Annotated in this window: 21 protein-coding genes, 4 tRNA genes and 1 riboswitch; of the genes, 9 read left to right on the top strand and 16 right to left on the bottom strand. The window is 72.0% G+C overall.

Features of this window, described 5'->3' with window-relative positions; all coding sequences use genetic code 11:
- Positions 1–28: 28 nt before the first annotated feature.
- The 8 genes from MTP10_RS20405 to MTP10_RS20370 form a co-directional block, all read right to left on the bottom strand.
- Positions 29–940 (bottom strand): ATP-binding protein, encoded by a 912-nt coding sequence (locus MTP10_RS20405; protein WP_310711080.1) that lies wholly within the window; start codon positions 938–940, stop codon positions 29–31.
- Complete coding sequence (locus MTP10_RS20400; RefSeq protein WP_310711079.1) at positions 930–1,796, bottom strand: MEDS domain-containing protein; 867 nt, start codon at positions 1,794–1,796, stop codon at positions 930–932. The genes MTP10_RS20405 and MTP10_RS20400 overlap by 11 nt, the downstream gene beginning before the upstream one ends.
- Before the next feature lie 340 nt (positions 1,797–2,136).
- Entirely contained in the window at positions 2,137–3,429 is a 1,293-nt protein-coding gene (locus MTP10_RS20395; RefSeq protein ID WP_310711078.1) for a hydroxyacid-oxoacid transhydrogenase, read from the bottom strand.
- A gap of 104 nt (positions 3,430–3,533) precedes the next feature.
- Positions 3,534–3,608 (bottom strand) — tRNA-Val (locus tag MTP10_RS20390).
- A gap of 51 nt (positions 3,609–3,659) precedes the next feature.
- A tRNA-Gly gene (locus MTP10_RS20385) sits at positions 3,660–3,731 on the bottom strand.
- 51 nt (positions 3,732–3,782) lie between these two features.
- Positions 3,783–3,853, bottom strand: a tRNA-Cys gene (locus tag MTP10_RS20380).
- A 16-nt stretch (positions 3,854–3,869) separates the two neighbouring features.
- Positions 3,870–3,941, bottom strand: a tRNA-Gly gene (locus tag MTP10_RS20375).
- Positions 3,942–4,063: 122 nt separating this feature from the next.
- Positions 4,064–6,061, bottom strand: coding sequence for a peptidoglycan recognition family protein (locus MTP10_RS20370; RefSeq protein ID WP_310711077.1), 1,998 nt, complete (start codon positions 6,059–6,061; stop codon positions 4,064–4,066).
- Positions 6,062–6,217: 156 nt separating this feature from the next.
- Here MTP10_RS20370 and MTP10_RS20365 point away from each other — a divergent pair, with 156 nt between their 5' ends.
- The 7 genes from MTP10_RS20365 (at position 6,218) to MTP10_RS20335 (ending at position 15,057) form a co-directional block, all read left to right on the top strand.
- Entirely contained in the window at positions 6,218–6,493 is a 276-nt protein-coding gene (locus MTP10_RS20365; protein ID WP_310711076.1) for a hypothetical protein, read from the top strand.
- 87 nt (positions 6,494–6,580) lie between these two features.
- Positions 6,581–8,401 (top strand): glutamine--fructose-6-phosphate transaminase (isomerizing), encoded by a 1,821-nt coding sequence (glmS, locus tag MTP10_RS20360; protein WP_310711075.1) that lies wholly within the window; start codon positions 6,581–6,583, stop codon positions 8,399–8,401.
- Between the two features lie 72 nt (positions 8,402–8,473).
- Positions 8,474–9,274, top strand: a complete 801-nt coding sequence (locus MTP10_RS20355; RefSeq protein WP_310711074.1) for an SAM-dependent methyltransferase — start codon at positions 8,474–8,476, stop codon at positions 9,272–9,274.
- Positions 9,275–9,340: 66 nt separating this feature from the next.
- On the top strand, positions 9,341–10,300 hold the full coding sequence (locus tag MTP10_RS20350; protein WP_310711073.1) for a tripartite tricarboxylate transporter substrate-binding protein: 960 nt from the start codon (positions 9,341–9,343) through the stop codon (positions 10,298–10,300).
- A gap of 4 nt (positions 10,301–10,304) precedes the next feature.
- Positions 10,305–10,538: riboswitch (cobalamin riboswitch) on the top strand.
- Positions 10,539–10,657: 119 nt separating this feature from the next.
- On the top strand, positions 10,658–12,856 hold the full coding sequence (locus tag MTP10_RS20345) for a ribonucleoside-diphosphate reductase subunit alpha (RefSeq protein WP_310711072.1): 2,199 nt from the start codon (positions 10,658–10,660) through the stop codon (positions 12,854–12,856).
- 37 nt (positions 12,857–12,893) lie between these two features.
- A complete protein-coding gene (locus MTP10_RS20340) occupies positions 12,894–13,889 on the top strand; it encodes a ribonucleotide-diphosphate reductase subunit beta (protein WP_310711071.1) in 996 nt (331 codons plus the stop codon).
- A gap of 19 nt (positions 13,890–13,908) precedes the next feature.
- Positions 13,909–15,057: a mechanosensitive ion channel domain-containing protein gene (locus MTP10_RS20335; protein WP_310711070.1), complete on the top strand. Its 1,149-nt coding sequence runs from the start codon at positions 13,909–13,911 to the stop codon at positions 15,055–15,057.
- 2 nt (positions 15,058–15,059) lie between these two features.
- On the opposite strand, the gene MTP10_RS20330 is transcribed toward MTP10_RS20335, so the two are convergent.
- Positions 15,060–15,953: an EamA family transporter gene (locus MTP10_RS20330; protein WP_310711069.1), complete on the bottom strand. Its 894-nt coding sequence runs from the start codon at positions 15,951–15,953 to the stop codon at positions 15,060–15,062.
- A gap of 87 nt (positions 15,954–16,040) precedes the next feature.
- On the opposite strand from MTP10_RS20330, the gene MTP10_RS20325 reads away from it, so the two are divergent.
- Positions 16,041–16,568, top strand: coding sequence for an ABATE domain-containing protein (locus MTP10_RS20325; protein ID WP_310711068.1), 528 nt, complete (start codon positions 16,041–16,043; stop codon positions 16,566–16,568).
- Positions 16,569–16,755: 187 nt separating this feature from the next.
- Here the strand turns inward: MTP10_RS20325 and glgC are convergent, their stop codons facing one another.
- Positions 16,756–17,991 (bottom strand): glucose-1-phosphate adenylyltransferase, encoded by a 1,236-nt coding sequence (glgC, locus tag MTP10_RS20320; protein ID WP_310711067.1) that lies wholly within the window; start codon positions 17,989–17,991, stop codon positions 16,756–16,758.
- A 195-nt stretch (positions 17,992–18,186) separates the two neighbouring features.
- Here glgC and glgA point away from each other — a divergent pair, with 195 nt between their 5' ends.
- Positions 18,187–19,380 carry a glycogen synthase gene (gene glgA, locus MTP10_RS20315; protein ID WP_310711066.1) on the top strand — a complete coding sequence of 398 codons (1,194 nt, stop codon included), beginning with the start codon at positions 18,187–18,189 and terminating at the stop codon, positions 19,378–19,380.
- A gap of 46 nt (positions 19,381–19,426) precedes the next feature.
- Here the strand turns inward: glgA and MTP10_RS20310 are convergent, their stop codons facing one another.
- From MTP10_RS20310 to MTP10_RS20285, 6 genes are all read right to left on the bottom strand, one after another.
- Complete coding sequence (locus tag MTP10_RS20310; protein ID WP_310711065.1) at positions 19,427–19,795, bottom strand: PH domain-containing protein; 369 nt, start codon at positions 19,793–19,795, stop codon at positions 19,427–19,429.
- A 64-nt stretch (positions 19,796–19,859) separates the two neighbouring features.
- Positions 19,860–20,264, bottom strand: coding sequence for a nitroreductase family deazaflavin-dependent oxidoreductase (locus tag MTP10_RS20305; RefSeq protein ID WP_310711064.1), 405 nt, complete (start codon positions 20,262–20,264; stop codon positions 19,860–19,862).
- An 82-nt stretch (positions 20,265–20,346) separates the two neighbouring features.
- Positions 20,347–20,802, bottom strand: coding sequence for a hypothetical protein (locus tag MTP10_RS20300; protein WP_310711063.1), 456 nt, complete (start codon positions 20,800–20,802; stop codon positions 20,347–20,349).
- 112 nt (positions 20,803–20,914) lie between these two features.
- A complete protein-coding gene (locus MTP10_RS20295; protein ID WP_310711062.1) occupies positions 20,915–21,463 on the bottom strand; it encodes a GNAT family protein in 549 nt (182 codons plus the stop codon).
- Between the two features lie 43 nt (positions 21,464–21,506).
- Positions 21,507–22,214, bottom strand: a complete 708-nt coding sequence (locus MTP10_RS20290; RefSeq protein WP_310711061.1) for a hypothetical protein — start codon at positions 22,212–22,214, stop codon at positions 21,507–21,509.
- Positions 22,215–22,406: 192 nt separating this feature from the next.
- The gene (locus tag MTP10_RS20285) at positions 22,407–23,339 is read right to left on the bottom strand and encodes an SPFH domain-containing protein (protein ID WP_310711060.1); all 933 of its coding nucleotides are present in this window, start codon (positions 23,337–23,339) and stop codon (positions 22,407–22,409) included.
- Positions 23,340–23,371 lie beyond the last annotated feature (32 nt).

Raw genomic sequence — 23,371 nt, 5'->3', positions numbered from 1 at the left:
CCGATCCGGCACGCGGTACGGAGGAGGGCTACCGGGGTGGGGACCGGAACAGGCGCGCGGCCTCCTCCGGAGTGTCGCGGACCGTCAGGGGCGCGGGGCTGAGCGCGTCCAGGCGCCGCCGGAAGTCCGGCCTGATGCCGGTGAGCACCATGGTCCCGGCCTTGGCGCCGTCCACCTGCTGCTGCGCGGTGATCAGGGCCGCGACCCCCATCGCGTCCCAGAACGTCACCGCGCTCAGGTCCATCACCAGCCGCGGCTCCGGCTCACCGGAGACGACCTCGCGGACCACGGCGGCGAGCTCCAGCGCGGCCTGGTCGCCCAGCGACCCGGACAGCTCCAGCAGGACGTGCGACCCCTGATCGTGGCGGCTGAGGCCGAACGGCGCGTCGTGCCCGTCCGGGGGGAGGGCGAAGTCGGCGACCGCGACGGTACCCTCCGGGCCGGAGCCGATCGTGAACCGGTCGGGCAGGAAGCGGGCGATCCACAGCCCGTGCCCGTGCTGGACGGGCCACCGGGCGGCGTCGGGCACGGGGGTCCGCGCCTCACCTGCGGCGTCTCCCGCCTGCCGTGCCTGCGCCGGGGCCCCGGCGTTCCCCACCTGTCCGGTGGGCGGCAAGGCCTCGGTGTCCGCGTCCGGCCGGGGGATGCGGGTGCTCAGGGACGGTCCCGCGTCGCTGACCTCGCACCGCAGCGCGCCGGCCATCCGCCGGATCCGCACCCGGCCCGTACCCGCTCCGTGGACCACCGCGTTGGTGGCCAGCTCGTGCACGGTGATCACCAGGTCCATGGCCCGCCCGTCGGGCAGGCCGGCGTGCGTGGCGTGCGCCTCCAGCGTGGCGCGCAGCGCGTACAGCAGGCCGGCGTCGAACGACTGGTCGAGGATGAGGTCCGGATCGCCTTTCGCGGTCGGGGGCAGGTTCACGGACTCGTCATCGACCATGACCGGTCACCAGACTGATCCCCGGAATGCCGCCGGCCCCCAGCAGCACGAACCTCGACGCGGTCGCACGGCTGCACCGCAGATCCACCTTCCGATCGGGGGCCACGCTCCTGGCCGCCTCCATGATCATCCGGGCGCTGGAGAGGTCGATGAACGCCAGCTCGGCCATGTTGACGGTGATGTCGCCTTCGCCCCTGATCGCCTCGGTCAGCGCCATCCTCAGCGCGCCCTCCGCGGTCCGGTCCATCTGCCCGGCCAGCCGGATGCCGGGTGGCGCGTACTGGCGGCATATTCGTAGCAACGGGTCGTTGTGGTACGTGGCGGCGGCCACCGAGTGCGTGTGGAACGGCGACACCGACGCCAGGGTGACCGGGTCGAAGCGGTCGCGGTCGTACTGGCACAGCACCGAGACGCTGGTGCCGGACAGCGCGGTGGCGATCTCCTCCTCGAACGCCGGCAACTGCTCGATCCCGCTGACCGGCTGGAGCGCCCACCCCATGTCGAGCGCCACCCGCAGCCCGGAGTAGCCCTCCTCCGCGGTCTGCTCGATCTGGTCGCGCAGCCAGCCCATGGCGTGCTCCACGGCGAACGCCTGCCCCGACAGCAGGCCCTCCTTGCAGGCCAGGACCTCCATCCGGCCGTTGGCGGTGGCGGACTGCACGGAGATCCCACGCTGGCCGAGCTCGGCCAGCGCCTCCTGCGGCTCCACGCACAGCCACACCACCCGCAACCCGCCCTTCAGCCCGTCCCGCACGAACGCCGCGGTCAGGTCGTGGAGCTCCTCCGGCTCGCCGAAGGTGAGGCAGGCGTGATCGTTGACCGTGAGGTCCGTGATCTGCACTTCCGCGTCCGTCACCGCGCCACCTGTCCCCTCGCGGCCGCCGCCGCCCCACACACCGCCGGACCACCCAGCGTAGTGACCGGCCGCAACCGGTACGCCCCTCGGGACGGTTTCGTCGTGACCGTCGCGGAGCGCGCGGCACCCGTCCCCTCACAGCCGCGCCCGCCTTCCCGCCGGTTCGGAGGCGTCCCGCCGGACCCTCATGGCCACCCTGGCCGCTACACGTGTGCCCTCAACGAGGGGACGCACACGTACATCCTCGGCTCTTCCGGCGGATGACCACTGGCCCGGCACACGCGTCGTCCGCGGGGGGTCATCGTCGCCACGAGGCGTGCCGCCTGACCATCCGGCCGGGTCACCACAGCTCGATGGAGCGCGTGAAGATGCCCGCCACGTCCTCTTCGGTCACCGGCGCGGGAGCGGTCGCGAGCAGGCGCTGCTGCCTCATCGTCCCCTCGACGAGGGCGTCGATGTCGCCCGTGCCGAAGCCCACGGCGCCGATCCCGTTGGGGACGCCGACGTCGCGCATGAGATCGACCAGGACGCTCGGCAGGAACTCGGCCGCCTCGCCCGGCTCCTCCCTGTCCGGGGCGAGCAGCCGGGCGGCGCGCAGGTGGCGTTCCGGCGCCGCCGGGAAGGTGAACCTGAACGCCTCCGGCGCCGTGAGCGCGACCGACATCCCGTGCGGGACCATCGGCTCGTCGCCGGGGTAGTCCTTCGGGTGGAAGTCGCGGACCCGCCCGGCGATGGGATAGGCGTTGGCGTGCGGGAGGTGCACGCCGGCGTTGCCGAAGCCCATCCCGGCGAACGTGGCGGCCAGCGCCATCTCGCCGCGGGCCGCCGTGTCGTCGCCGTGCCGCACGGCGCGCCGGAACGACCTCGCCAGCAGCCGCATGGCCTGCTCGGCCCACATGTCGGAGATCGGGTTCGCGCCGCAGTAGGGCACCCGCTGCTCGGGACGTTTGCGCTCGTTGCCGGTGTACCAGCGGGCGGTGTAGCTCTCGACCGCGTGGCAGAGGATGTCCATCCCGGCCGAGGCGGTCACTCCCGCGGGCTGGGTCAGCGTGAGGTCGGGATCGACGACGGCGAGCGCGGGGCGCAGCGCGGCATGGCTGATGCCGGTCTTGACCTTGAGCGACAGCACGTCGAGCACACAGATGGTGGTGCTCTCCGCGCCGGTGCCGGTGGTCGTGGGTACGGCGACGAGCGGCTTGAGCGGGTTGTCCGGTGCCCGGCCGTGCCCGACCGGGGCGTTGACGTAGTCCATCAGCTCGCCGGGGTTGGTGAGCATCAGGTCGATCGCCTTGGCGGTGTCGATGCTCGACCCGCCGCCGACGGCGACGAACGCGTCCCAGGGGCCCGCGGCGCGGGCGTGCTCGACGGCGGCGGCGAGGCTGGCGTCGGTCGGCTCGACGTGCACCTGGTCGTAGATCCGGGCGTCGATGCCGTGGCGGCGGATCTGCTCGGCGATCCGTCCCGGGGCGCCGGTGGCGGCGACGCCCTGATCGGTGACGATCAGGACGCGCCGGACGTCGCCGTACTGGCCGAGGTCGAAGCCGAGCTCGGCGGAGGCGCCGTTGCCGAACTTCAGCCGGGGCGCGCCGTAGGTGAAGACGGTCTCGGGGGTGACCGGAGGCGTGGTCGTCATGCGGGTTCCCTACCCCCGTGGCGGCCGTCCCCCGCGACACCCGTGATCCGCCCGGAACACCAAGAAGCCCCAGACTCCCGGCGGCTGCCGTGAGCTGGGGCGGGTGGTGGACGATACTGGGATTGAACCAGTGACCTCTTCCGTGTCAGGGAAGCGCTCTCCCGCTGAGCTAATCGTCCGTGTTGAGTTAACTCGGTGTTGAGCCAACTCCGTGTTGAGTTGTCACTCAGAGCGGAAGACGGGATTCGAACCCGCGACCCTCACCTTGGCAAGGTGATGCTCTACCACTGAGCCACTTCCGCATGGCGCTGCACTTTACTTTAGCGGATCCCGTGAGGGACCGCGCCTGACCGAGGTGGAGACGGGATTTGAACCCGTGTAGACGGCTTTGCAGGCCGCTGCCTCGCCTCTCGGCCACTCCACCAGGAGTTCGTACTCCGAGCGGAAGACGGGATTCGAACCCGCGACCCTCACCTTGGCAAGGTGATGCTCTACCACTGAGCCACTTCCGCGTGTCTCCGGCGAAGTGCCGGCCACGGGAAAACCATATCGCCTTCGGAGAGTGCCCGCGCGCGTCCGGCGGGCTCCGGGACGAAATCGGCGGGACGAAATCGGCCATCGACGCGGGGGCCGCTCACCGGATCACGCGTACGTCCCGCGCCCGGACGAACGCCACCCGGTGGCCGAGCTGGATCTGGTAGAAGCGCCGGGTGCCCGTGACCGTGACGTGCGCGGCCGGGTCGAAGGAGCCCGCCTTCTGGTACGAGCCCGCCACGATCTGTCCCAGCGTGTACGTCTGGCCGGAGTGGATCACGTACGCCAGCGGCGTGCGCTCCTGGTAGGCGACGCCCGTGCCCTCGTAGGCCGGGTGACCGGGGTACGCCCGGCCGTACACCCTGACCGTGTCCTTCAGCGGCGTGACCAGCGCGCCCGCGGCGGGGACGGCGGTCGGAGCGGTGGCGGGGTTGTGGAACCACGCCTTCTGGCCGAGGTACCAGATCGCCGTCCAGTCGCCCTGCCGCCCGGCCACGGCGAACCGCTGGCCGGTGGAGGCGCGGGCGCTGTGGTCGTACACGCTGTACGTGCTCGGCTTGCCCACCCGCTTGCCGATGTCGTCGACCAGGGGCGCGTCCTCGCGCGGCTCGGTGCGCAGCCACACCGACGAGGCGCCGTGCGGCTCGCAGGGCCTGGCCGGCCTGGCCTCGGAGCAGCCGGTGAAGAGCGGCTGGTTCGTCGCGTAGTCGGGCAGGATGATCACCGATCTGGCCCGGCCGCCGGGTGCGGACATGACGGCGGGGGCGGCCGTGAGCACGCCCCCGGCGGCTCCCGGTGCCGGCAGGGCCTGCGCGGGCTCGCCGTCAGGCAGGCCGGAGGCCGGGGGGCCGGCCACCGCCAGGGCCGGGGGGCGGGCCGGCGTGCCGGTGATCGGACTGCCCGCCAGCTCCAGGTAGTGGGCCCAGTCCCAGTACGGGCCCGGGTCGTCGTGCATGCCCGGATGGCTCTCGGCCGTGGTGCCCGGGACGTTGTCGTGGCCGAGGATGTGCGCCCGGTCGAGGGGCAGGTCGTACAGGTCCGCCAGGTAGCGCAGCAGCTGGGCCGAGGACCGGTACATCGCCTCCGTGTACCAGGTCGCCCCCCTGGCCAGGTAGCCCTCGTGCTCGATGCCGATCGAGCGGGCGTTGAAGTCGTAGTTGCCGGCGTGCCAGGCGATGTCCCGCGTCCGCACGTGCTGGGCCACGTGCCCGTCGCCGGAGCGGATCGTGTAGTGCCAGCTCACGTAGTCGGGGTCGGAGACCATCGACGGGATGTCGCGGTACTTGGTCTCCGTGTCGTGGATGACGATGTAGTCGATCCGCCGCGTCGCCGTGGCGGGCATCCGGTCGTGGTTGCCGTAGCCGCCGCTCGTGCGCTTGTACGCGGCGGGCATCCACTCGCAGTCGAGCGTCCGGGGGCACTCGGCCGCTCCCGCCGGCGCGGACGGCGCGGCGGGCCGGCGCAGGCCCGGCACGGGCGCCAGGCGGACCACGGAGCCGTCGTCGGTCCTGCGGGTCACGCCCTGGCGGATCACCTCGAACACCTGGTCGGCGAAGTCGTGTGATCCGGGTGACGGGAGCGGGGAGAGGCTCCCGGCGTAGCGGGCGACGGCGTCGTACCAGTCGGCGGGGTCCGAGCCGGTGCGCGCCTGGAGGGAGGCCTTGAGCGAGGCCAGGACGGCGGCGCCGCCCCTGATGTTCGCGGCCGGGTCGGAGCGCAGCCGCGCGGCCGGAAGCCCGGTGAGCCGAGCGGCCCGCTGCAGCGTCGCCCCACCGGCAGCCCCAGGCCCGGAGGCGGCCCCAGGCCCGGAGGCGGCCCCGGGCTCGGAGGCGCCACCGGGGTCACCCGGCGCCACGGGCTCGACGGCCGCCGTGTCCACCAGGTGCATCGGCCCGTACCCGCCCGCCGTGCTCGGCCGGCCGCCGTTCGTGTCCCAGCGCGACTCCAGGTACGAGACCCCGAGCAGCAGGCTCACCGGCACCCCGAACTCCCCGGCCGCCCGCGCGAAGTCCGCCTGGCGGCCCGGCGCGGGGCCGGGCAGGGCGAGGAGCCCGGCGGCGAGACCGGTGACCAGACCGGCGGCGGCCCAGTGCGGCATGACAACCTCCACGGATCGGTACGACTACACTACGCACAGTAATCACCGCATCGGAAAGTCCGCCGGCGCCGCGAGAGCGTGTTGAATCGGCTATCCCTGCCCGATTCCGGGCAGGATGTTGGCGTGTCGCGTTCCCTGTGCGTAGTGTCCTCGTCTGTGTCCACGACGCTGCACCCCTACGAGGAGCTGATCGCCCACCTCATCCGGACCAGCGGGCTCGGCCCCGGTGAGGCCGCGCGGGTGGTCGCCGACGTGCTGTCGTACTTCTCCGAACCGGTGGAGGCGTTCGTGCGGCGGCGCCACGCCGAGCTGAAGGCCCGAGGCCTCACCAACGACGAGATCTTCCCCAGAGTGGCCGCCGAGCTTCGCGGGCGCCGCGTCGCGGCGCCCGAGCTGTCCCTGCGGCAGTTGCGCCGCATCGTCTACGGCTGACCGGACAGGCCGTTCCCAGAACCACCTGAGAAACAACTGCATCGCCGTCTTCCGAGAAGACGGATGACGACGGATAGGAGATGTCGGATGTGCGGAATCGTCGCGTACGTCGGCCCCAAGGACGCCGCCCCCATCCTGCTGGAGGGCCTGCAACGGCTGGAGTACCGCGGGTACGACTCGGCCGGTGTCGTGGTCTCGAACAAGGGCCTCAAGGTCCGCAAGGTCAAGGGCAGGGTCGCCGACCTGGCCAAGGTCGTGCCGGCCAGGTTCAAGGGCGGGCTCGGCATCGGCCACACCCGGTGGGCCACCCACGGTGTCCCCAGTGACGTCAACGCGCATCCGCACCTGTCCTCCGACGAGCGCGTCGCCGTCGTGCACAACGGCATCATCGAGAACGCCGACGAGCTGCGCGCCAAGCTGGTGGCCGACGGCGCGGAGTTCCTCTCCGAGACCGACACCGAGGTGCTGGCCCACCTGATCGCCCGCACCGTGAAGGAGACCGACTCGCTGGAGGAGGCCGTCCGCAAGGCGCTGAAGAGCGTCGTCGGGACGTACGGCATCGCGGTCATGGACGCCGAGCGGCCGGGAGAGGTGGTCGTGGCCCGCAACGGCAGCCCGATCGTGCTCGGCATCGGCGAGAAGGAGATGTTCGCCGCCTCCGACGTGGCCGCGCTGGTCCGCTACACCCGCCAGGTCGTCCACCTGGAGGACGGCGAGCTGGCCGTCCTCAAGGCCGACGGCTTCCACACCTTCGCCAGCGACGCCCGCGAGACGGCCAAGGAGCCGCTGACCGTCGACTGGGACGCCGGCCACTACGACACCGGCGGCTACGAGCACTACCTGCTCAAGGAGATCTCCGAGCAGCCCGAGACCGTGGCCCGCACCATGAGCGGCCGGCTCGACGAGCGCTTCCACATCGCCCACCTGGGCGGCCTCAACATGGACGCCCGCGAGACCCGCTCCTTCCGCCGCGTCAAGATCATCGGTTGCGGCTCCGCGTACTACTCCGGCCAGATCGGCGCCCAGCTCATCGAGGAGCTGGCCCGCATCCCGGCCGACGCCGAGCCGGCCAGCGAGTTCCGCTACCGCAACCCGGTCGTCGACCCCGACACCCTCTACGTCGCGATCAGCCAGTCGGGCGAGACGTACGACACGCTGGCCGCCGTGCAGGAGCTCAAGCGCAAGGGCGGCCGGGTCATCGGCATCGTCAACGCGGTCGGCAGCGCCATCGCCCGCGAGGTCGACGGCGGCGTCTACCTGCACGCCGGGCCGGAGGTGTCGGTCGCCTCGACGAAGGCGTTCACCTCGACCGCGCTGGCGTTCGCGCTGCTCGCCCTGCACTTCGGGCGCGTCCACGACCTGTCGCCCGCCGACGGCCGCCGCGTCGTCGAGGGGCTGCGCCGCCTGCCGGCCCAGATCGAGGAGATCCTCTCCCAGAGCGACAAGATCGCCGAGCTGGCCCGGAAGTACGCCCCGTACCCGAGCATGATGTTCGTCGGGCGCGTGCGCGGCTACCCCGTCGCCCGCGAGGGCGCCCAGAAGCTCAAGGAGATCTCCTACGTCCACGCCGAGGCGTACCCGGCCAGCGAGCTCAAGCACGGCCCGCTCGCGCTGATCGGGCCGGAGATGCCGACGGTGGCGATCGTGCCCGACGACGAGCTGCTGGACAAGAACCTCACCACGCTCGGCGAGATCCGCGCCCGCGGCGGCCAGGTGCTCATGGTGGGCCACCGCGAGCCCGACGCCAAGCTGGCCGACGACGTGATCGTGGTGCCGAAGAACGAGATCGAGCTCGACCCCATCCTGCTGACGATCCCGCTCCAGCTCCTCGCCTACCACGCCGCCGTGGCTCTGGACCGCGATGTCGACAAGCCTCGCAATCTCGCGAAGAGTGTCACAGTTGAGTAACTTAACGCGGCACTATGGCTACAATCGCACAAAGGTCGTGTTAGCGGCGCATTCTCGACCTAAGATCCGAATGTGGCCGAGTTCGATCCGCACACGCCGAACGTCGCCCGCATGTACGACTACCTGCTCGGCGGCCACGACAACTACGCCGTCGACCGCGAGGCGACCGAGCGGCTGGTAGCGCTGGTCCCGCAGGCCGTGCCGCTGGCGCGGGCCAATCGCGGCTTCCTGCGGCGGGCCGTGCGCCACCTCGCGGGCGCCGGTGTGCGCCAGTTCCTCGACCTCGGCAGCGGGCTGCCCACCCAGGGCAGCGTCCACGAGATCGTCCCGGACGCCCGCGTCGTGTACGTCGACCGCGACCCGGTCGTGGCCGCGCACGCCAGGGCCCTGCTGGGCGAGGGCGACGGAGGCAGGGCGGCCCCGGACCGCCGGGCCGCCTTCCTCCAGGCGGATCTGCTCGACGCGCCCGAGGTGCTGGAGGGCGCCTCGGAGCTGCTGGACCTCGGCCGGCCGGTGGGGATCCTGCTGGTCGGCATCCTGCACTTCCTCCCCGACGCGGACGGGCCGTACGAGACGGTGGCGCGGCTGCGCGAGGCCGTCGCGCCGGGCAGCCACCTGGTGATCACCCATGCCGTCGCCCCCGGCAGGCCGGCGGGCGGCGGAGGCGTCACCCCGATCTCCCAGGGGCGCGGCGCCGACCGGCCGCCGGCCGCCATCCGGCGCTTCTTCGGCGACTTCGCCCTGGTCGAGCCCGGCCTGGTGAACGCGGCGGACTGGCGCCCGGACCGGCCCCGCCTGGCGGGGGAGCCGGGCGGCGGTTCGTACCTCATGGCGGGTGTGGGGTGGAAGCATCCCATAGCCCCTGATGTGTGACGTCTTGTAGTGGTTCGTTAACCTGGTGTAGCGAGATGCTGGCTCGCGGACCGGGGGAGGCACGCCATGCGCCGACGGCAGGTGCTCGCACTCGGGCTCGGCCTGGCGGTCTCGGGGCTGGCGAGCGCCGCCGGGTGCGGCGCCGGGCGGGCCCCCGGCCGGGGTGTGCGCGGCAGGTTCGCCATCGTGCCCGGCGGCGAGCGGTGGACGCGCGTGGCCCAGGCCCTGGGCACCGCCGCCTGGGACGCCGGGTTCGCCGTGTCGCGCGAGGGCGAGGCCACCCGCATCACCGTCACCGGCCTGCCGGCCCTGGCCGCCGCCGCGCTCAACGACGGGCCGACCCTCCTCGACACCGCCACCCCGCTGGCCCGGCTCGCCGGCGAGATCGAGGTCGTGGTCGTGCCGGCGGCCTCGAAGTTCCGCGACTTCGACGACTTCGGCGCCCACCTGCTGGCCCGGCCGGGCGAGACCATGCTCGCCGGCGGGCCGCGGGGCGAGCCCGACCACCTGCTGTTCGGTCTGGTCGCGCGGGGCCTCGGCGCCGACACGCGGCAGGTCGTCTACACCGGTTACCCGAGCAGCGAGGACGTGGCCGAGGCCCTGCTCGGCGGCAAGGCGGCGGCCGCCGCCGGAACCCTGGCCGACTGGCGGCACGACATCCGCACGGGCCGCTTCAAGGCGCTGGCGGTCTCCTGCGCGCACCGCGTCGACGGGATCGACGCCCCCAGCCTGCTGGAGAGCGGCGTGCGCGTCGACTTCGCCGCCTGGTGCGCGGCGGTCGGGCCGCACGGCATGTCCGGCGACACGCGCGACGCGGCACTGGAGATGTGCGAGGCCGTCTCCCGCTCGGCCCCGTGGCGCGAGGTCTGCCGCAGGCGCGGCTGGAGCGCCCTGCCGCTCTTCGGCGACGACTTCGCGCTCTGGCTGGGCACGGAGATCGGCCGCACCCGCGGCGTGCTCCGCGATCTCGGGCTCGTCACCACGACCGGCACAACATGCAGCGGTAGTTGCGCCGACGGCCACTAGATGTAGGATCCTGCTCGTCGCTGGTTCGCCCCTCGGGGCGGAGCAAAAGGGAACCCGGTGCGATTCCGGGGCTGCCCCGCAGCGGTGAGCGGGAACGACCGCCGTCACAGAGCACTGGAGCGATCCGGGAAGCGACGGCCAGTAGGACCGAGCGGGTGATCGTACGCGTAGGAACGCGTGATCGGTCACGCGCGCCTGCCCGCGAGCCCGAAGACCTGCCAGCGAGTGCCGGGGGACCACCGGCTGGACCTGTCCAGGGCCTCGAGGGAGGGCCCGGGGGCCGTCGCGGCCGGGGACACCCCGCGCCGCCGTGCTCTCGTGCGCCCTCGCCGAGGCGAGCTCGCGAGGAGAGAGCACGTGACGACCATCGTTGAGGGTGACCGGCGGCTGGCCATCGAGGAGGCGGCCGCGCGGGTGATCGCCGACCCGGCCAACTCCCGGGTCGCCGCCCGGCTGCTGGCCGAGGAGATCGCCGCCGAGGCCGCCGCCTGCGGCGTGCGGTCGTTCTCCGACTCCGTCGCCGCCACCCACGCGGCCGGGTTGGTGCAGGACGAGCTGGCGGCGTTCGTCGCCGCCCACGCCGCCGAACTGGACGCGCTGGTGCCGCCCGACGCCGACGACCGCTTCGAGTACTTCGGCCTGCGCACGGTCTACGACCGCTACCTGCTGCGCCACCCGGAGACCCGCGCCGTGCTGGAGCGCCCGCAGCACTTCCTGCTGCGCGTGGCCTGCGGCCTGTCCGCCACCGTGGCCGAGGCGGCCGAGCTGTACGCCCTCATGAGCACCCTGTCGTACCTGCCGAGCTCGCCGACGCTGTTCAACTCGGGCGCGCGCCGGCCGCAGCTCTCGTCGTGCTTCCTGCTCGACTCGCCGCGCGACGAGCTGGAGGCGATCTACGACAGGTACGGGCAGGTCGCCCGGCTGTCGAAGTACGCCGGGGGCATCGGCATCGCCTGGACCCGGGTCCGCTCCCGCGGCTCGCTCATCCGGGGCACCAACGGGCACTCCAACGGCATCGTCCCCTGGCTGCGCACGCTGGACTCGTCCGTCGCCGCGGTCAACCAGGGCGGCCGGCGCAAGGGCGCCGCCTGCGTCTACCTGGAGACCTGGCACGCCGACGTCGAGGAGTTCCTGGAGCTGCGCGACAACACCGGCGAGGACGCCCGCCGCACGCACAACCTCAACCTCGCCAACTGGGTGCCGGACGAGTTCATGCGCCGGGTCGAGGCCGACGAGCCGTGGTCGCTGTTCGACCCGAAGGACGTGCCTGACCTGACCGACCTGTACGGCGAGGCGTTCGACCGGGCCTACCGCGCCTACGAGGCGCAGGGCCTGCACGTCAGGCGGATCCCCGCCCGCACCCTGTACGGGCGGATGATGCGCACGCTCGCGCAGACCGGCAACGGCTGGATGACCTTCAAGGACGCGGCCAACCGCACCTCCAACCAGACCGCCCGGCCGGAGAACGTCATCCACCTGTCCAACCTGTGCACCGAGATCCTGGAGGTCACCAGCGACGCCGAGACCGCCGTCTGCAACCTCGGGTCGGTCAACCTGGCCGCGCACCTGCGCGACGGCGCCGGCCTGGACTGGGAGCGGCTGCGCGCCACCGTGCGGACCGCCGTGCGCTTCCTCGACCGCACCATCGACCTCGGCTTCTACCCGACGCCCGAGGCGGAGGCGGCCAACCGGCGCTGGCGGCCCATCGGGCTCGGCGTGATGGGGCTGGCCGACGTGTTCTTCACGCTGCGCCTGCCGTTCGACTCGCCCGAGGCGCTGGAGCTGTCCACCCGGATCGCCGAGGAGATCGCGCTGGCCGCCTACGACACCTCCGCCGACCTCGCCGCCGAGCGCGGCCGGCACCCCTCGTACGGCGACACCCGCGCGGCCGGGGGAGTGCTGCACCCCGACCACTACGCCGGCGCCGCCGCCTCGCCGCGCTGGGACGCGCTCCGCGAGAAGATCGCCGGGACGGGGCTGCGCAACTCGCTGATGATCGCCATCGCGCCGACGGCGACGATCGCGTCGATCGCCGGCTGCTACGAGTGCATCGAGCCGCAGGTGTCGAACGTCTTCAAGCGCGAGACGCTGTCCGGCGAGTTCCTCCAGGTCAACCGCTACCTGGTGGCCGACCTCCAGACGCGCGGACTGTGGACGCAGGCGATGCGCGACGCCATCAAGCGGGCCGACGGCTCGGTCCAGGACATCCCCGGCGTCCCGGACGACCTGCGGAGCCTCTACCGGACCGCCTGGGAGCTGCCGCAGAAGGCCCTCATCGACCTGGCCGCGGCCCGCCAGCCGTACATCGACCAGTCGCAGTCGCTCAACCTCTTCATGGCCAGCCCGACCATCGGCAAGCTCTCGTCGATGTACGCCTACGCCTGGAAGAAGGGCCTGAAGACCACGTACTACCTGCGTTCGCGGCCCGCCACCCGGATCGCGCAGACCACGGTGCCGGCCGCGCCCGTGCCCGGCCTTCCCGCCCCCTCGGAGGACACGAGCGCGGCGATCGCCTGCTCGCTGGAGAACCCCGACGTCTGCGAAGCCTGCCAGTAGGCCCCGCCGCCCCACCCCTCTCACACGGAGACATCACATGCTGCTCGACCCGGGAATGGACCTGACACTGCGCCCCATGCGCTACCCCGACTTCTACGAGCGGTACCGGGCCGCCATCCGCAACACCTGGACGGTCGAGGAGGTCGACCTGCACAACGACCTCGCCGACCTGGCGAAGATGACGCCCCAGGAGCGCCACCTGATCAACCGGCTGGTCGCCTTCTTCGCCACCGGCGACTCGATCGTCGCCAACAACCTCGTGCTCAACCTCTACCAGCACGTCAACGCCCCCGAGGCGCGCCTGTACCTGAGCAGGCAGCTGTTCGAGGAGGCCGTGCACGTGCAGTTCTACCTCACGCTGCTCGACACCTACCTGCCCGACCTCGACGAGCGGGTCAAGGCGTTCGCGGCGATCGAGCACATCCCGTCGATCCGCGACAAGGCGGAGTTCTGCTTCCGGTGGATCGACTCGATCAACGGACTCCAGCGGCTGGAGACGGCCGCCGAGCGCCGGCAGTTCCTGCTCAACCTCATCTGCTTCGCCGCCTGCATCGAGGGGCTGTTCTTCTACGGCGCGTTCGCGTACGTGTACTGGTTCCGATCCCGGGGGCTGCTGAGCGGCCTGGCCACGGGGACGAACTGGGTGTTCCGCGACGAGTCCATGCACATGGAGTTCGCGTTCAGCGTCGTCGACACCGTCCGGGCCGAGGAGCCCGAGCTGTTCGACGACGAGCTGGGCAAGCAGGTCACCGCGATGCTGGAGGAGGCGGTGGCCGCCGAGCTGGCCTTCGCCCGCGATCTGTGCGGCGACGGCATGCCGGGGATGACCGCGGACCAGATGCGCGAGTACCTTGAATACGTCGCGGACCAGCGGCTGGCCCGCCTGGGCCTGCCCACGAGGTACGGCACCGCCAACCCGTTCGCGTTCATGGAGCTCCAGGACGTGCAGGAGCTGGCGAACTTCTTCGAACGGCGGGTCTCTGCTTATCAGGTGGCGGTTGAGGGCAATGTGAGTTTCGACGAGACCTTTTAAGACATTGGGGGCATGACACGTGCAGTCGCCGGCCGAGTGGCCCATCCTGGCCGTCTCCGTCGTAGGCGCGATCCTTCTGGTGGAGGTCATGCGCCGGCTCCTGAAACGGGCCGGACGCAAGTGGTCGCTCGCCGGGCACCTGGTGGAGCACTGCACCTGGGCGGGGTTCACGGTGGCCGCGGTGGTGGCGTGCAACCTCGTGTTCGGGCCGGGCATGTTCGGCGACAGCCCGCGCGAGCAGCAGCTCGCCGCGACCGTGGAGCGGGGCCTGGGGCTGGTCACGATCGGGTCCGTCACCTGGCTGATCGTCCAGGCCAGCTACGCGTTGACGGACGTGGTGCTCGAACGGCTGGTGCGGGTCGAGGGCGAGCGCAACCGGCGGGCCCGGCGGATCATGACGCAGATCGCGCTGGTCCGCCGGATCGCCGCCGTGACCATCATCGTGATCGCCATCGGCGCGATGCTGTTCTCGTTCCCGCAGGTGCGGGCGCTGGGCGCCGGGCTGCTCGCCTCCGCGGGCATCGCCGGCGCCGTGGTCGGCATCGCCGCCCAGCCCACGATCGGCAACGCGCTGGCCGGCCTCCAGCTCGCCTTCAGCGACGCGCTGCGCCTTGACGACGTCGTCGTGGTGGGCGACGAGTGGGGCCGCATCGAGGAGCTGACGCTGACGTACGTGGTGGTCCGGCTCTGGGACGAGCGGCGGCTGGTGCTGCCCGTCTCGTACTTCACGCAGAACATGTTCGAGAACTGGACCCGGCACGGCAGCCGGGTCGTCGCCGTGGTGTTCCTGCGGGTGGACTGGTCGATCCCGATCCAGAAGCTGCGCGACGAGCTGTACGCGTTCATCCAGAGCAACCCGCTGTGGGATCAGAAGGACTGGACGCTCCAGGTCACCGACGTCCTGCCGAACGGCCTGGTCGAGCTGCGCGCCCTGATGAGCGCCGCCGACTCGCCCTCCGCCTGGGACCTCAAGTGTGACGTCCGCGAGCACCTGGTCACCTTCATCAGGGAGAACTTCCCCGAGGCGTTGCCGCGCTTCCGCGTCGAGACGCCCGAGACCCGCGCCGGCGTGCCGTGGACCGCCGAGCTGGGCGCCGAGCTCGCCCCCGGCGAGCAGCTCTCCGACTCCGGCTCCCCTGCCCCCAAGCCGGGCACCCAGCAGCGCTGACCTCAGCGGCGCGCGGCCAGGAGCACCCCCGCGCCGCCCACGACCAGGCCGGCCACCGCGAGCGGGTGCAGCGACTGCCCGGCGACGAGCCACGCCATGACGGCCGTCACCGCGGGCGTGAGGAAGAACATTGTGCTCACCCGGCTCGCCGGCGCGTCCCGCAGCATGGTGTTGAGCAGGAGGAACGCGCCGATCGAGTTCACCAGCACGAGCCAGGCCACCGCGCCGCCGAACGCGCCCCAGTCGCCCACCCGCGGCGTCTCCAGCAGCAGCGCGCCCAGTCCCATCAGCGGCGCCCCGGCCAGGAACTGCACCGCCGTCCCCGTGCGCACGTCCATGTCGGCGGCGAAGCGCTTCTGGTACACCGTGCCCGCGCTCAGCCCCAGCAGCCCGGCCGCGCACAGCGCCAGCGCGGCGGGGGAGAAGCTCACCCTGTCGGCCACGGCCAGGCCCACCCCGGCGGCGCCGAGCCCGAACCCGGCCCACCGGACGGGGCTCATCCGCTCGCCCAGCGCCCGCCCGGCGAGCAGCGCGACGACCATGGGGCTCAGCCCCTGCACGAGCGCGATCACCGCCGCCGGGACGCCCAGGCCGAGCGCCGAGTAGAACGCGCCGAACTGCACCACCTGGACCAGCAGCCCGGCCACCACCACGTGCGCGAGGCGCCGCCCGCGCGGCCACGGGGCCCGCACCGCCAGCGCGTACCCGCCCAGCAGCAGCCCGGCCAGCGCGAACCGGGCGAACGTCAGCAGCAGCGGCGGCGCGGCGCCCACCCCGATCAGGCCGGCCACGAACGCGCTGCTCCACATCACCACGAACAGGGACGGCATGAGGGCCGGTGCCTTCGCCCGGCTCTCCGCCCTCGTCGTCTTTGTCCTCGTCACCTGGACGGCCACAGGTCCGCTCCCCACATAACCACTCAGCACGGTTACTTCACTGTGCTCGTCCTTCTCATAACCTGTCAAGGCGGTTATGATGAGGGTGTGGCAGGCTTCACCTTCGTCAGCGGCAACCTCGGCCTCGACCTGGCCGGCACGGTCCAGCACCGGCGGGCGGACCGGCGCGAGATGCTGGAGAGCCCCGCCGACCTGGAGATCTGGGCCGTGGAGGCGGGCGTTCTCGACCGGCCCTGCGAGGTCACGCCGGACGGGCTGGCCGCCGCCAGGCAGCTGCGCGAGGCCGTCCACCGCCTGGCCGCCGGCGCCGCTCTCCCCGGCGACCGCCAGCTGGTCAACCGGGTCGCCGCCGGGCCTCCCGTCCGGGTCGCGATCGGCGCCGACGGGCGCATCGAGCGCGGCGGCGACCTCGCGGCCGTCCTGTCGACGGTCGCCCGGCAGGCGGTGGAGCTGCTCGGCGGCCCGCACGCCGCGCGGATCAAGGAGTGCGGCGCCGACGTCTGCACCCGGCTGTACGTGGACACCTCGCGGGGCAACGGCCGCCGCTGGTGCGACATGCGCGAATGCGGCAACCGCGCGAAGGCGGCGCACTTCCGCGCCCGCCGCCACGGCTGACGCGGCCGGTTAATGGGTGGCACCCCCGGCGATCACCTGGCTACCGTGGACGACATCCGGATGATCCACGGGTCACGGTCTGACCGGCGGGAATGGCGCCCCCCGGCCGGACGGCGGCCCCAGCCTCGGGCATGGCCCCACGCCAGCCCGGCCCGAGGCCACACCTCCTTCGCGACCCGGGCGCGGGTCAGCGCTCCACGATCTCGTTCTTGCCGATGACCACGACGCCGCCGCGCGTCAGCGCGAAGCGGGTGCGGTCGTAGTCCAGGTCGAAGCCGATGCGCGCCCCGTCAGGGATGACCACGTTCTTGTCGATGATCGCCCGCCGGACGATGGCGCCCCTGCCCACCTTGACGTTCTCCATGAGGACGGAGTCCTCCACCAGCGAGTGGGAGTGCAGCACGACCTTGGGCGACAGGACCGACCGGATGGCCGTGCCGCCCGAGACGATCACGCCCGGGGACACGAGCGAGTCGATCGCCCGGCCCACCCGGTCGCCGTCGTTGTGCACGAACTTCGCCGGTGGCAGCGGGTCGTGGCCGGTGTGGATCGGCCACTTGTCGTTGTACAGGTTGAAGATCGGGTGCGCCGAGATGAGGTCCATGTGGGCCTCGTAGTAGGCGTCGAGCGTTCCCACGTCGCGCCAGTAGCCCCGATCGCGCTCGGTGGAGCCCGGCACCACGTTGTTGGCGAAGTCGTAGACGTCGGCTCCGCCCGACTTGACCATCATCGGGATGATGTTGCCGCCGAGGTCGTGCTTGCTCGTCGGGTCGAGCGCGTCCTCGCGCAGAGCGTCGATCATGGCCTGGGTCCGGAAGACGTAGTTGCCCATCGAGGCGAACACCTCGTCGGGCGAGTCGGCGAGGCCGACCGCGTCCTTCGGCTTCTCCCGGAACGCCACGATGCGCCGGCCCTGCGGGTCGGTCTCGATGACGCCGAACTGGTCGGCCAGGGAGATCGGCTGCCTGATGGCCGCGACCGTGACGTCCGCGCCGGAGTCCTCGTGCTGCTCGACCATCTGCCGGGGATCCATCCGGTAGATGTGGTCGGCGCCGAACACGATGACGTGGTCGGGCATCTCGTCGTAGATGAGGTTCAGGTTCTGGTACAGCGCGTCGGCCGAGCCGGAGAACCAGCGCGGGCCGAGCCGCTGCTGCGCCGGCACCGGCGTGACGTAGTTGCCGAGCATGGCCGTCAGCCGCCAGGTGCGTGAGACGTGGCGGTCGAGACTGTGGTTCTTGTACTGGGTCAGTACGACGATCTGCAGGTAACCGCCGTTGGCCAGGTTGGACAGGACGAAGTCGATCAGACGGTACATCCCGCCGAACGGGACGGCCGGTTTCGCCCGGTCCGCCGTCAGAGGCATGAGCCTCTTCCCCTCGCCACCTGCCAGCACGACCGCAAGCACCCTCCGGGACCTCATGACCAGGACGCTACCCCCTATGAGCCGATCTATCGACGTGACCTCGTACCGGAGTGTTACTTTTCTCCAGATTTTGGCGATTTCTCCTTGCTGAGCTGCCCGGACGATCGCCGGGGTCGTCCCGTAACAGGGCGGGAAGCGGCGAGTCGCGCACCGGTGTGTCCCGGATGGGCGGGATGCTCGTAAGGTCGTTCCATGCGCGTTGATCTGCTCAGCCGGGAGTATCCGCCAGAGGTGTACGGCGGTGCCGGAGTTCACATGGAGTACCTGGCGAGCCGGTTGCGCCGCCTGGCCGACGTCCGGGTGCGGTGCTTCGGCGCGCGGCGCGACGAGCCGGGGGTCTCCGCCTACCGGGTGCCCGCAGGGCTGGAGTCGGCCAACGCGGCGCTCCAGGTGCTGGGCGTCGACCTGGAGATGGCCGCCGCCTGCGAGGGCGCCGACGTGGTCCACTCCCACACCTGGTACGCCAATTTCGCGGGACATGTCGCCAAGCTCCTGTACGGCGTGCCGCACGTCGTCACGACGCACAGCCTCGAACCGCTGCGCCCGTGGAAGGCCGAGCAGCTCGGCGGCGGCTACACGATCTCCTCGTGGGCCGAGCGCACCGCCCTGGCCGCCGCCGACGCGGTGGTCGCCGTCTCGGACGGCATGCGGCGCGACGTGCTGGCCGCCTACCCGGAGATCCCGCCGGAGCGGGTCAGCGTGATCCACAACGGCATCGACACGGCCGAGTACGCCCCCGACCGGGACGACGCGGTGCTGAAGAAGCACGGCGTCGACCCCGCCAAGCCGTACGTCGTCTTCGTCGGCCGCATCACCCGGCAGAAGGGCCTGGTCCACCTCCTGCACGCGGCGCGGTCCCTCGACCCCGGCGCGCAGCTCGTGCTCTGCGCCGGCGCGCCCGACACGCCGGAGATCGCCGCCGAGGTCACCGGCCTGGTCCGCGACCTCGAACGTGAGCGCAAGGGCGTGGTGTGGATCTCCGAGATGCTGCCCAAGCCCGAGGTGATCCAGCTCCTGACGCACGCCACGGTGTTCGTGTGCCCGTCGGTGTACGAGCCCATGGGCATCGTCAACCTGGAGGCCATGGCCTGCGAGACGGCCGTCGTCGCCACGGCCACGGGCGGCATCCCCGAGGTCGTCGCCGACGCCGAGACCGGGCTGCTCGTGCCGATCGACCAGGGCGCCGACGGGGTGCCGCACGACCCGGAGCGCTTCGCCGCCGACTTCGCCGAGCGGGTCAACTCCCTGCTGGGCGACCCCGAGCGGGCGCGCCGGATGGGCGAGGCCGGGCGGGCGCGGGCGGTCGAGCACTTCTCGTGGGAGCGCATCGCCGAGCGCACCCTGGAGCTGTACGCGTCGGTCGCCGGGACGGCCCCCGGCGCGTGACGTGACGGCGCCCGGGCCCGCCGGGGTCCGGGCGCCGCCGCGGGCGTCAGCCCTGGGAGATGTGGTGGAGGATCACGTCGTGGACGTGGTGCGCCTTGTTCTCGCCGCGGAAGTCCACCTCGTACGTGTGCGTCCCGACGTGGATGGCGATCGCCCCGGACGAGAAGAACCCGCCCGCGAACGACTTGTTGCTCACCACGCTCACCGCGGAGATCTTGCCGTAGGGGATGCTCGTGAGCGCCACCCGCTTGCCCACGAACGACTTGTCCTGCACGATCACGCGGCGGTCGGTGAGGCCGAGGAAGCCGGTGCCTGCCCCGATCGCGTCGTAGACGGCGACGATCCGCTCGCCGGGCAGGAGACCGCTCTCGATCTGCCTGAGCTGTTCTTTCCGATCATAGGGAATGTCAGCCATGCCCGGCCAACGAACGGGGACCGTCTCCTCGTTCCGTCCTCGCGGAGCTCTTCCGGCGCGGGTGTCAGCGCAGCGGCTCCAGGACCACGACCGGGATCGGGCGGTCGGTCTTCGTCTGGTACTCGTCGTAGTCCGGCCAGGTCCGGGTCATGACGGCCCACAGCTCGGGCTTCTCCTCCTCGATGGCGGTGTGCGCCCGGGCCTTGAACTTCTCGCCCATGACCTGCACCTCCACCTCGGGAGTGGCGTCGAGGTTCTTGTACCAGTCGGGGTGGTCGGGGTCGCCGCCCTTGGAGGCCACCACGACGTAGGCGTCTCCGTGCTTCTGGTAGATGAGCGGCGTCGTGTACGGGCGGCCGGTGCGGCGGCCCTTCGTGGTCAGGAGGAGGACGGTCGTGTTGTTCCAGTCGTGGCCTTCCGCGCCGTTGGTCTCCTGATAGCGCTGAACGTGTTCTTTCCCGAAAAGCATGAATCCGGGCTACCCACGCCACGACTGATGTCACCGTCGGCCGCCAGGTCTGTACGAGGACTTGACCGGCGGCCGCTCCGCCTCACAGGTAGGAGCGGGTGGCCGTGACCAGGTCGGGGACGGCGTCGCGGGTGTCGACGTAGAGGGCGGTGTCGGGGGTGCGCTCGCGCACGTCGCGGTCGCGGATGGCGAACACGGCCGGAGCGACGCCCGCGTCGCCGTAGCGGCCGGTGACCGCGGCGGAGATCGCCCGGCGCACGTCGGCGACCACGCCGCGGGTCGTGTGGCCGGGGCCGGAGGCGGCGAGGTAGCCCAGCAGGGCGGCGAAGCGCTGCTCGACCTCGGCGACGGCCTCCTGCCGGGTGGGCACGGGGCTGTCGAGCCAGAACACCTTGCCGGCGAGGAACGCCTCGTAGCTCACGCCGTCATGGTCGAGCGTGCGCGCCGTCTCGGCGAGCAGCGTGCCGAACTCGGCCAGGTCGGCGCTCGGCGGCAGGTCCGTCGTGACGAACAGGGGCACGATCAGCGAGTCGAGCATGTCTGTGATCCCTCCGTGAGGAGCCTCATCGTAGGGGGAGCCACCGACAATCCCCGGCGGCGACGCACCTTCACGTCAAGCCGCGCAGGGTCGGAGCCGCGTCAGAGCCCGGTCAGCGGTCGGTCCACTCGTCCTCCAGGGCGGAATGGACGATGGAGTCGCGCCAGCCGTCAGGCGTGGGCAGGTGGTGGCGGATGCGGCCCTCCTCGACCATGCCGGCCGTCAGCATCGCGAGCTGCGCGGGCAGGTTGTCGGGGGAGCGGGCGCCCCAGACGCGGTGCAGGCCGAGCCGCTTGAAGCCGAACGACAGCAGCAGCCGGATCAGGTCGGTGCCCATGCCCCGGCCCCACTGGTCGGGGCGCAGCCCGAGGCCGATCTCGGCGCTGTGCGGGAGGTCGGTCTCGACGTGCAGCCGGGCGACGCCGATCACCTCGTGGTGGTCGGCGTCCTCGACCGCGAACACGTACAGGCGGCGCGGCTCGGCCTCCGCCGCCTCCAGTGCCTCGTCGACGAGTGCCCTCACCTGCTCGAAGGTGAGGGCCCCGAACGGCATGAAGCGCGTGGCGGAGGGGTCGCCGTAGATGGCGTGCAGTGCCGCCACGTCGGCCTCCGTGACGTCACGCAGGCACAAACGCGCACCGTTGCACTGCACGTGGCGCATGGAGAGAAGTTAACGCGAGTTTTGTGATCTCCACAAGCCCTTGTCAAGTGGCGAGTTGACTCCCGTAAGCTCGCGCGACAAGCTCGGCGATGGCGCCGTGCGCACCGAGCGGCTCGGCGTGGCCGGCCTCGATCTCGGCGGCGGCCCGCTCCACCGTCCCCGGGGCCACCTCGTGGCCGATCAGGCACGGGGCGAGGGCCAGGCGCCCGGCCCCGGCGGCGCGCAGCCGCTGGGCGGCCATGGTCACGCCGGGCTCGCTGTCGAGCGACGCCGCCACGACCGGCAGCGTGAGCCGGGAGGCGAGCAGCACGGCCGTGGCCTGGACGGCCTGCACGGCCCGCGCCCCGCCGGCGGTCCCGAGGATGACCGCGTCGACGGGGCTGGAGACGTTGAGCAGGCGCACCCGGTCGGCCCGGGCCAGGCCGCGCTCGGCCAGCCTGATGTGCAGCGCCTCGGCCAGCAGCGGGTGGGGGCCGAGCGCCTCGGCCACGACCGCGCCGGAGCCTCCGGCGGCCACGGCCTTGCCGATGTCGGCGAGGACGGCCGGGTCGTCCCAGGTCAGCAGCGGCACCACCACGGCGTCGCGGCCGGAGGGCAGGGAGTCTGCCAGGTCGGCGACCGTCGCCAGGCGCACCTCGATCTGCGGGTTGTCCACCCGCACCACCGCGGCGATCTCCGAGGCCACGCCGGAGGCGTCGCCCGGCGCGGCGAGCACGAGCACGGGGGCGTCCGATGGCAGGGACGTGGGCACCGGACGGCGGTGTCGACCGCCGCCGGGCCGGGGGGAACGTTCACGTACAGGCAGGCTCACAGGCGCGCAGTTTATGCCCAAAGGATGCCCGGTGTTTTGGGAATCGGCAGCGATTAAGTCACAACGTCCCGGTTCGTTCCCGTGCCCGGCGCGGCCGCCTTTCCCGGCCGGGACGGGACGAGGGGAGCGGGCTCAGCGGGCCGGCACGACGACCGACTGCGGGTTGCCCGGGGCGTACACGGTGATGCCCTGCGGCAGGGACTTGAGCTTCTCGATCTCGGCGCACGCCGGACAGGCGTCGTAGCCCTGCTGGCGGGCCCGGTTGGCTGCGGCCTCGGCCTTGGCCTGCTCCACCTTGGCCTGGGCCTCGGAGACGGCGGCGTCGGCCGCCAGCGACCGGTCGACGGCCTGCTGCACCTCCGGCGGGAGCGTCACCCTGGCCAGCGTGAACCGCAGCCCGGTCAGGAAGTCGCCGCCCAGCGTGCCGGGCAGCTCGCGGGCCAGCGAGGCGTTGACCGCGTTCTGCACCTGGACCAGGGAGGTGTTGCTGCTCCGCGGCTTGAGCCCGGTGCTCTCCAGCAGCGAGCACGACGGCACCAGCTCGCCGCACCGCATGGCGCCGACCTCGGAGCGCAGCGCGTTGTCGATGACGGGCCGCACCGCCTGGCCGAAGAAGGCGCTCCAGCCCTCGTCGCCGTCCCAGGGGTAGAGCGACGCGCCGTCCTGCGCGCGGAAGGTGCGGGTGCCGTACCTGTCGTCGAACGTCTTGAGCGTCCGATGGTCGAGGTTGAGCGTGAAGTACAGGGTGCCCTCGATGCCGAGGTTCACGCCGTCGCTGCTGGGCACCTTCACGACGTCCACGCCGAGGGTGGTGGCCCGCTTGGGATCGGCGGTGATCGTGTAGAAGCGCTGCTGGGCGGGGTAGCTGTGGACGGAGGACCACCAGCCGGTCCAGGTCAGGCCGGAGGCGGGGTCGATGACCTGGCGCACCTTGTTGTCGTCGAACGGGCCGCCGTCGCGGACCACGGCGACCTCGCCGCCGTCGGTGCGATCCAGCCCGGTGACGAGCCCGGCGAGTGCGGGGATCGCGATGATCGTGGCGATGACGAGCAGGACGGTTCTCACCGGGGACCTCCCGCGCGGGCGGCGGTGGCAGC

This window comes from Nonomuraea sp. 3-1Str (assembly GCF_031570565.1).
Classification (GTDB): domain Bacteria; phylum Actinomycetota; class Actinomycetes; order Streptosporangiales; family Streptosporangiaceae; genus Nonomuraea.
Note: the sequence above shows the minus strand (reverse complement) of the source record. Positions and strands in the feature narration are given on the sequence as shown.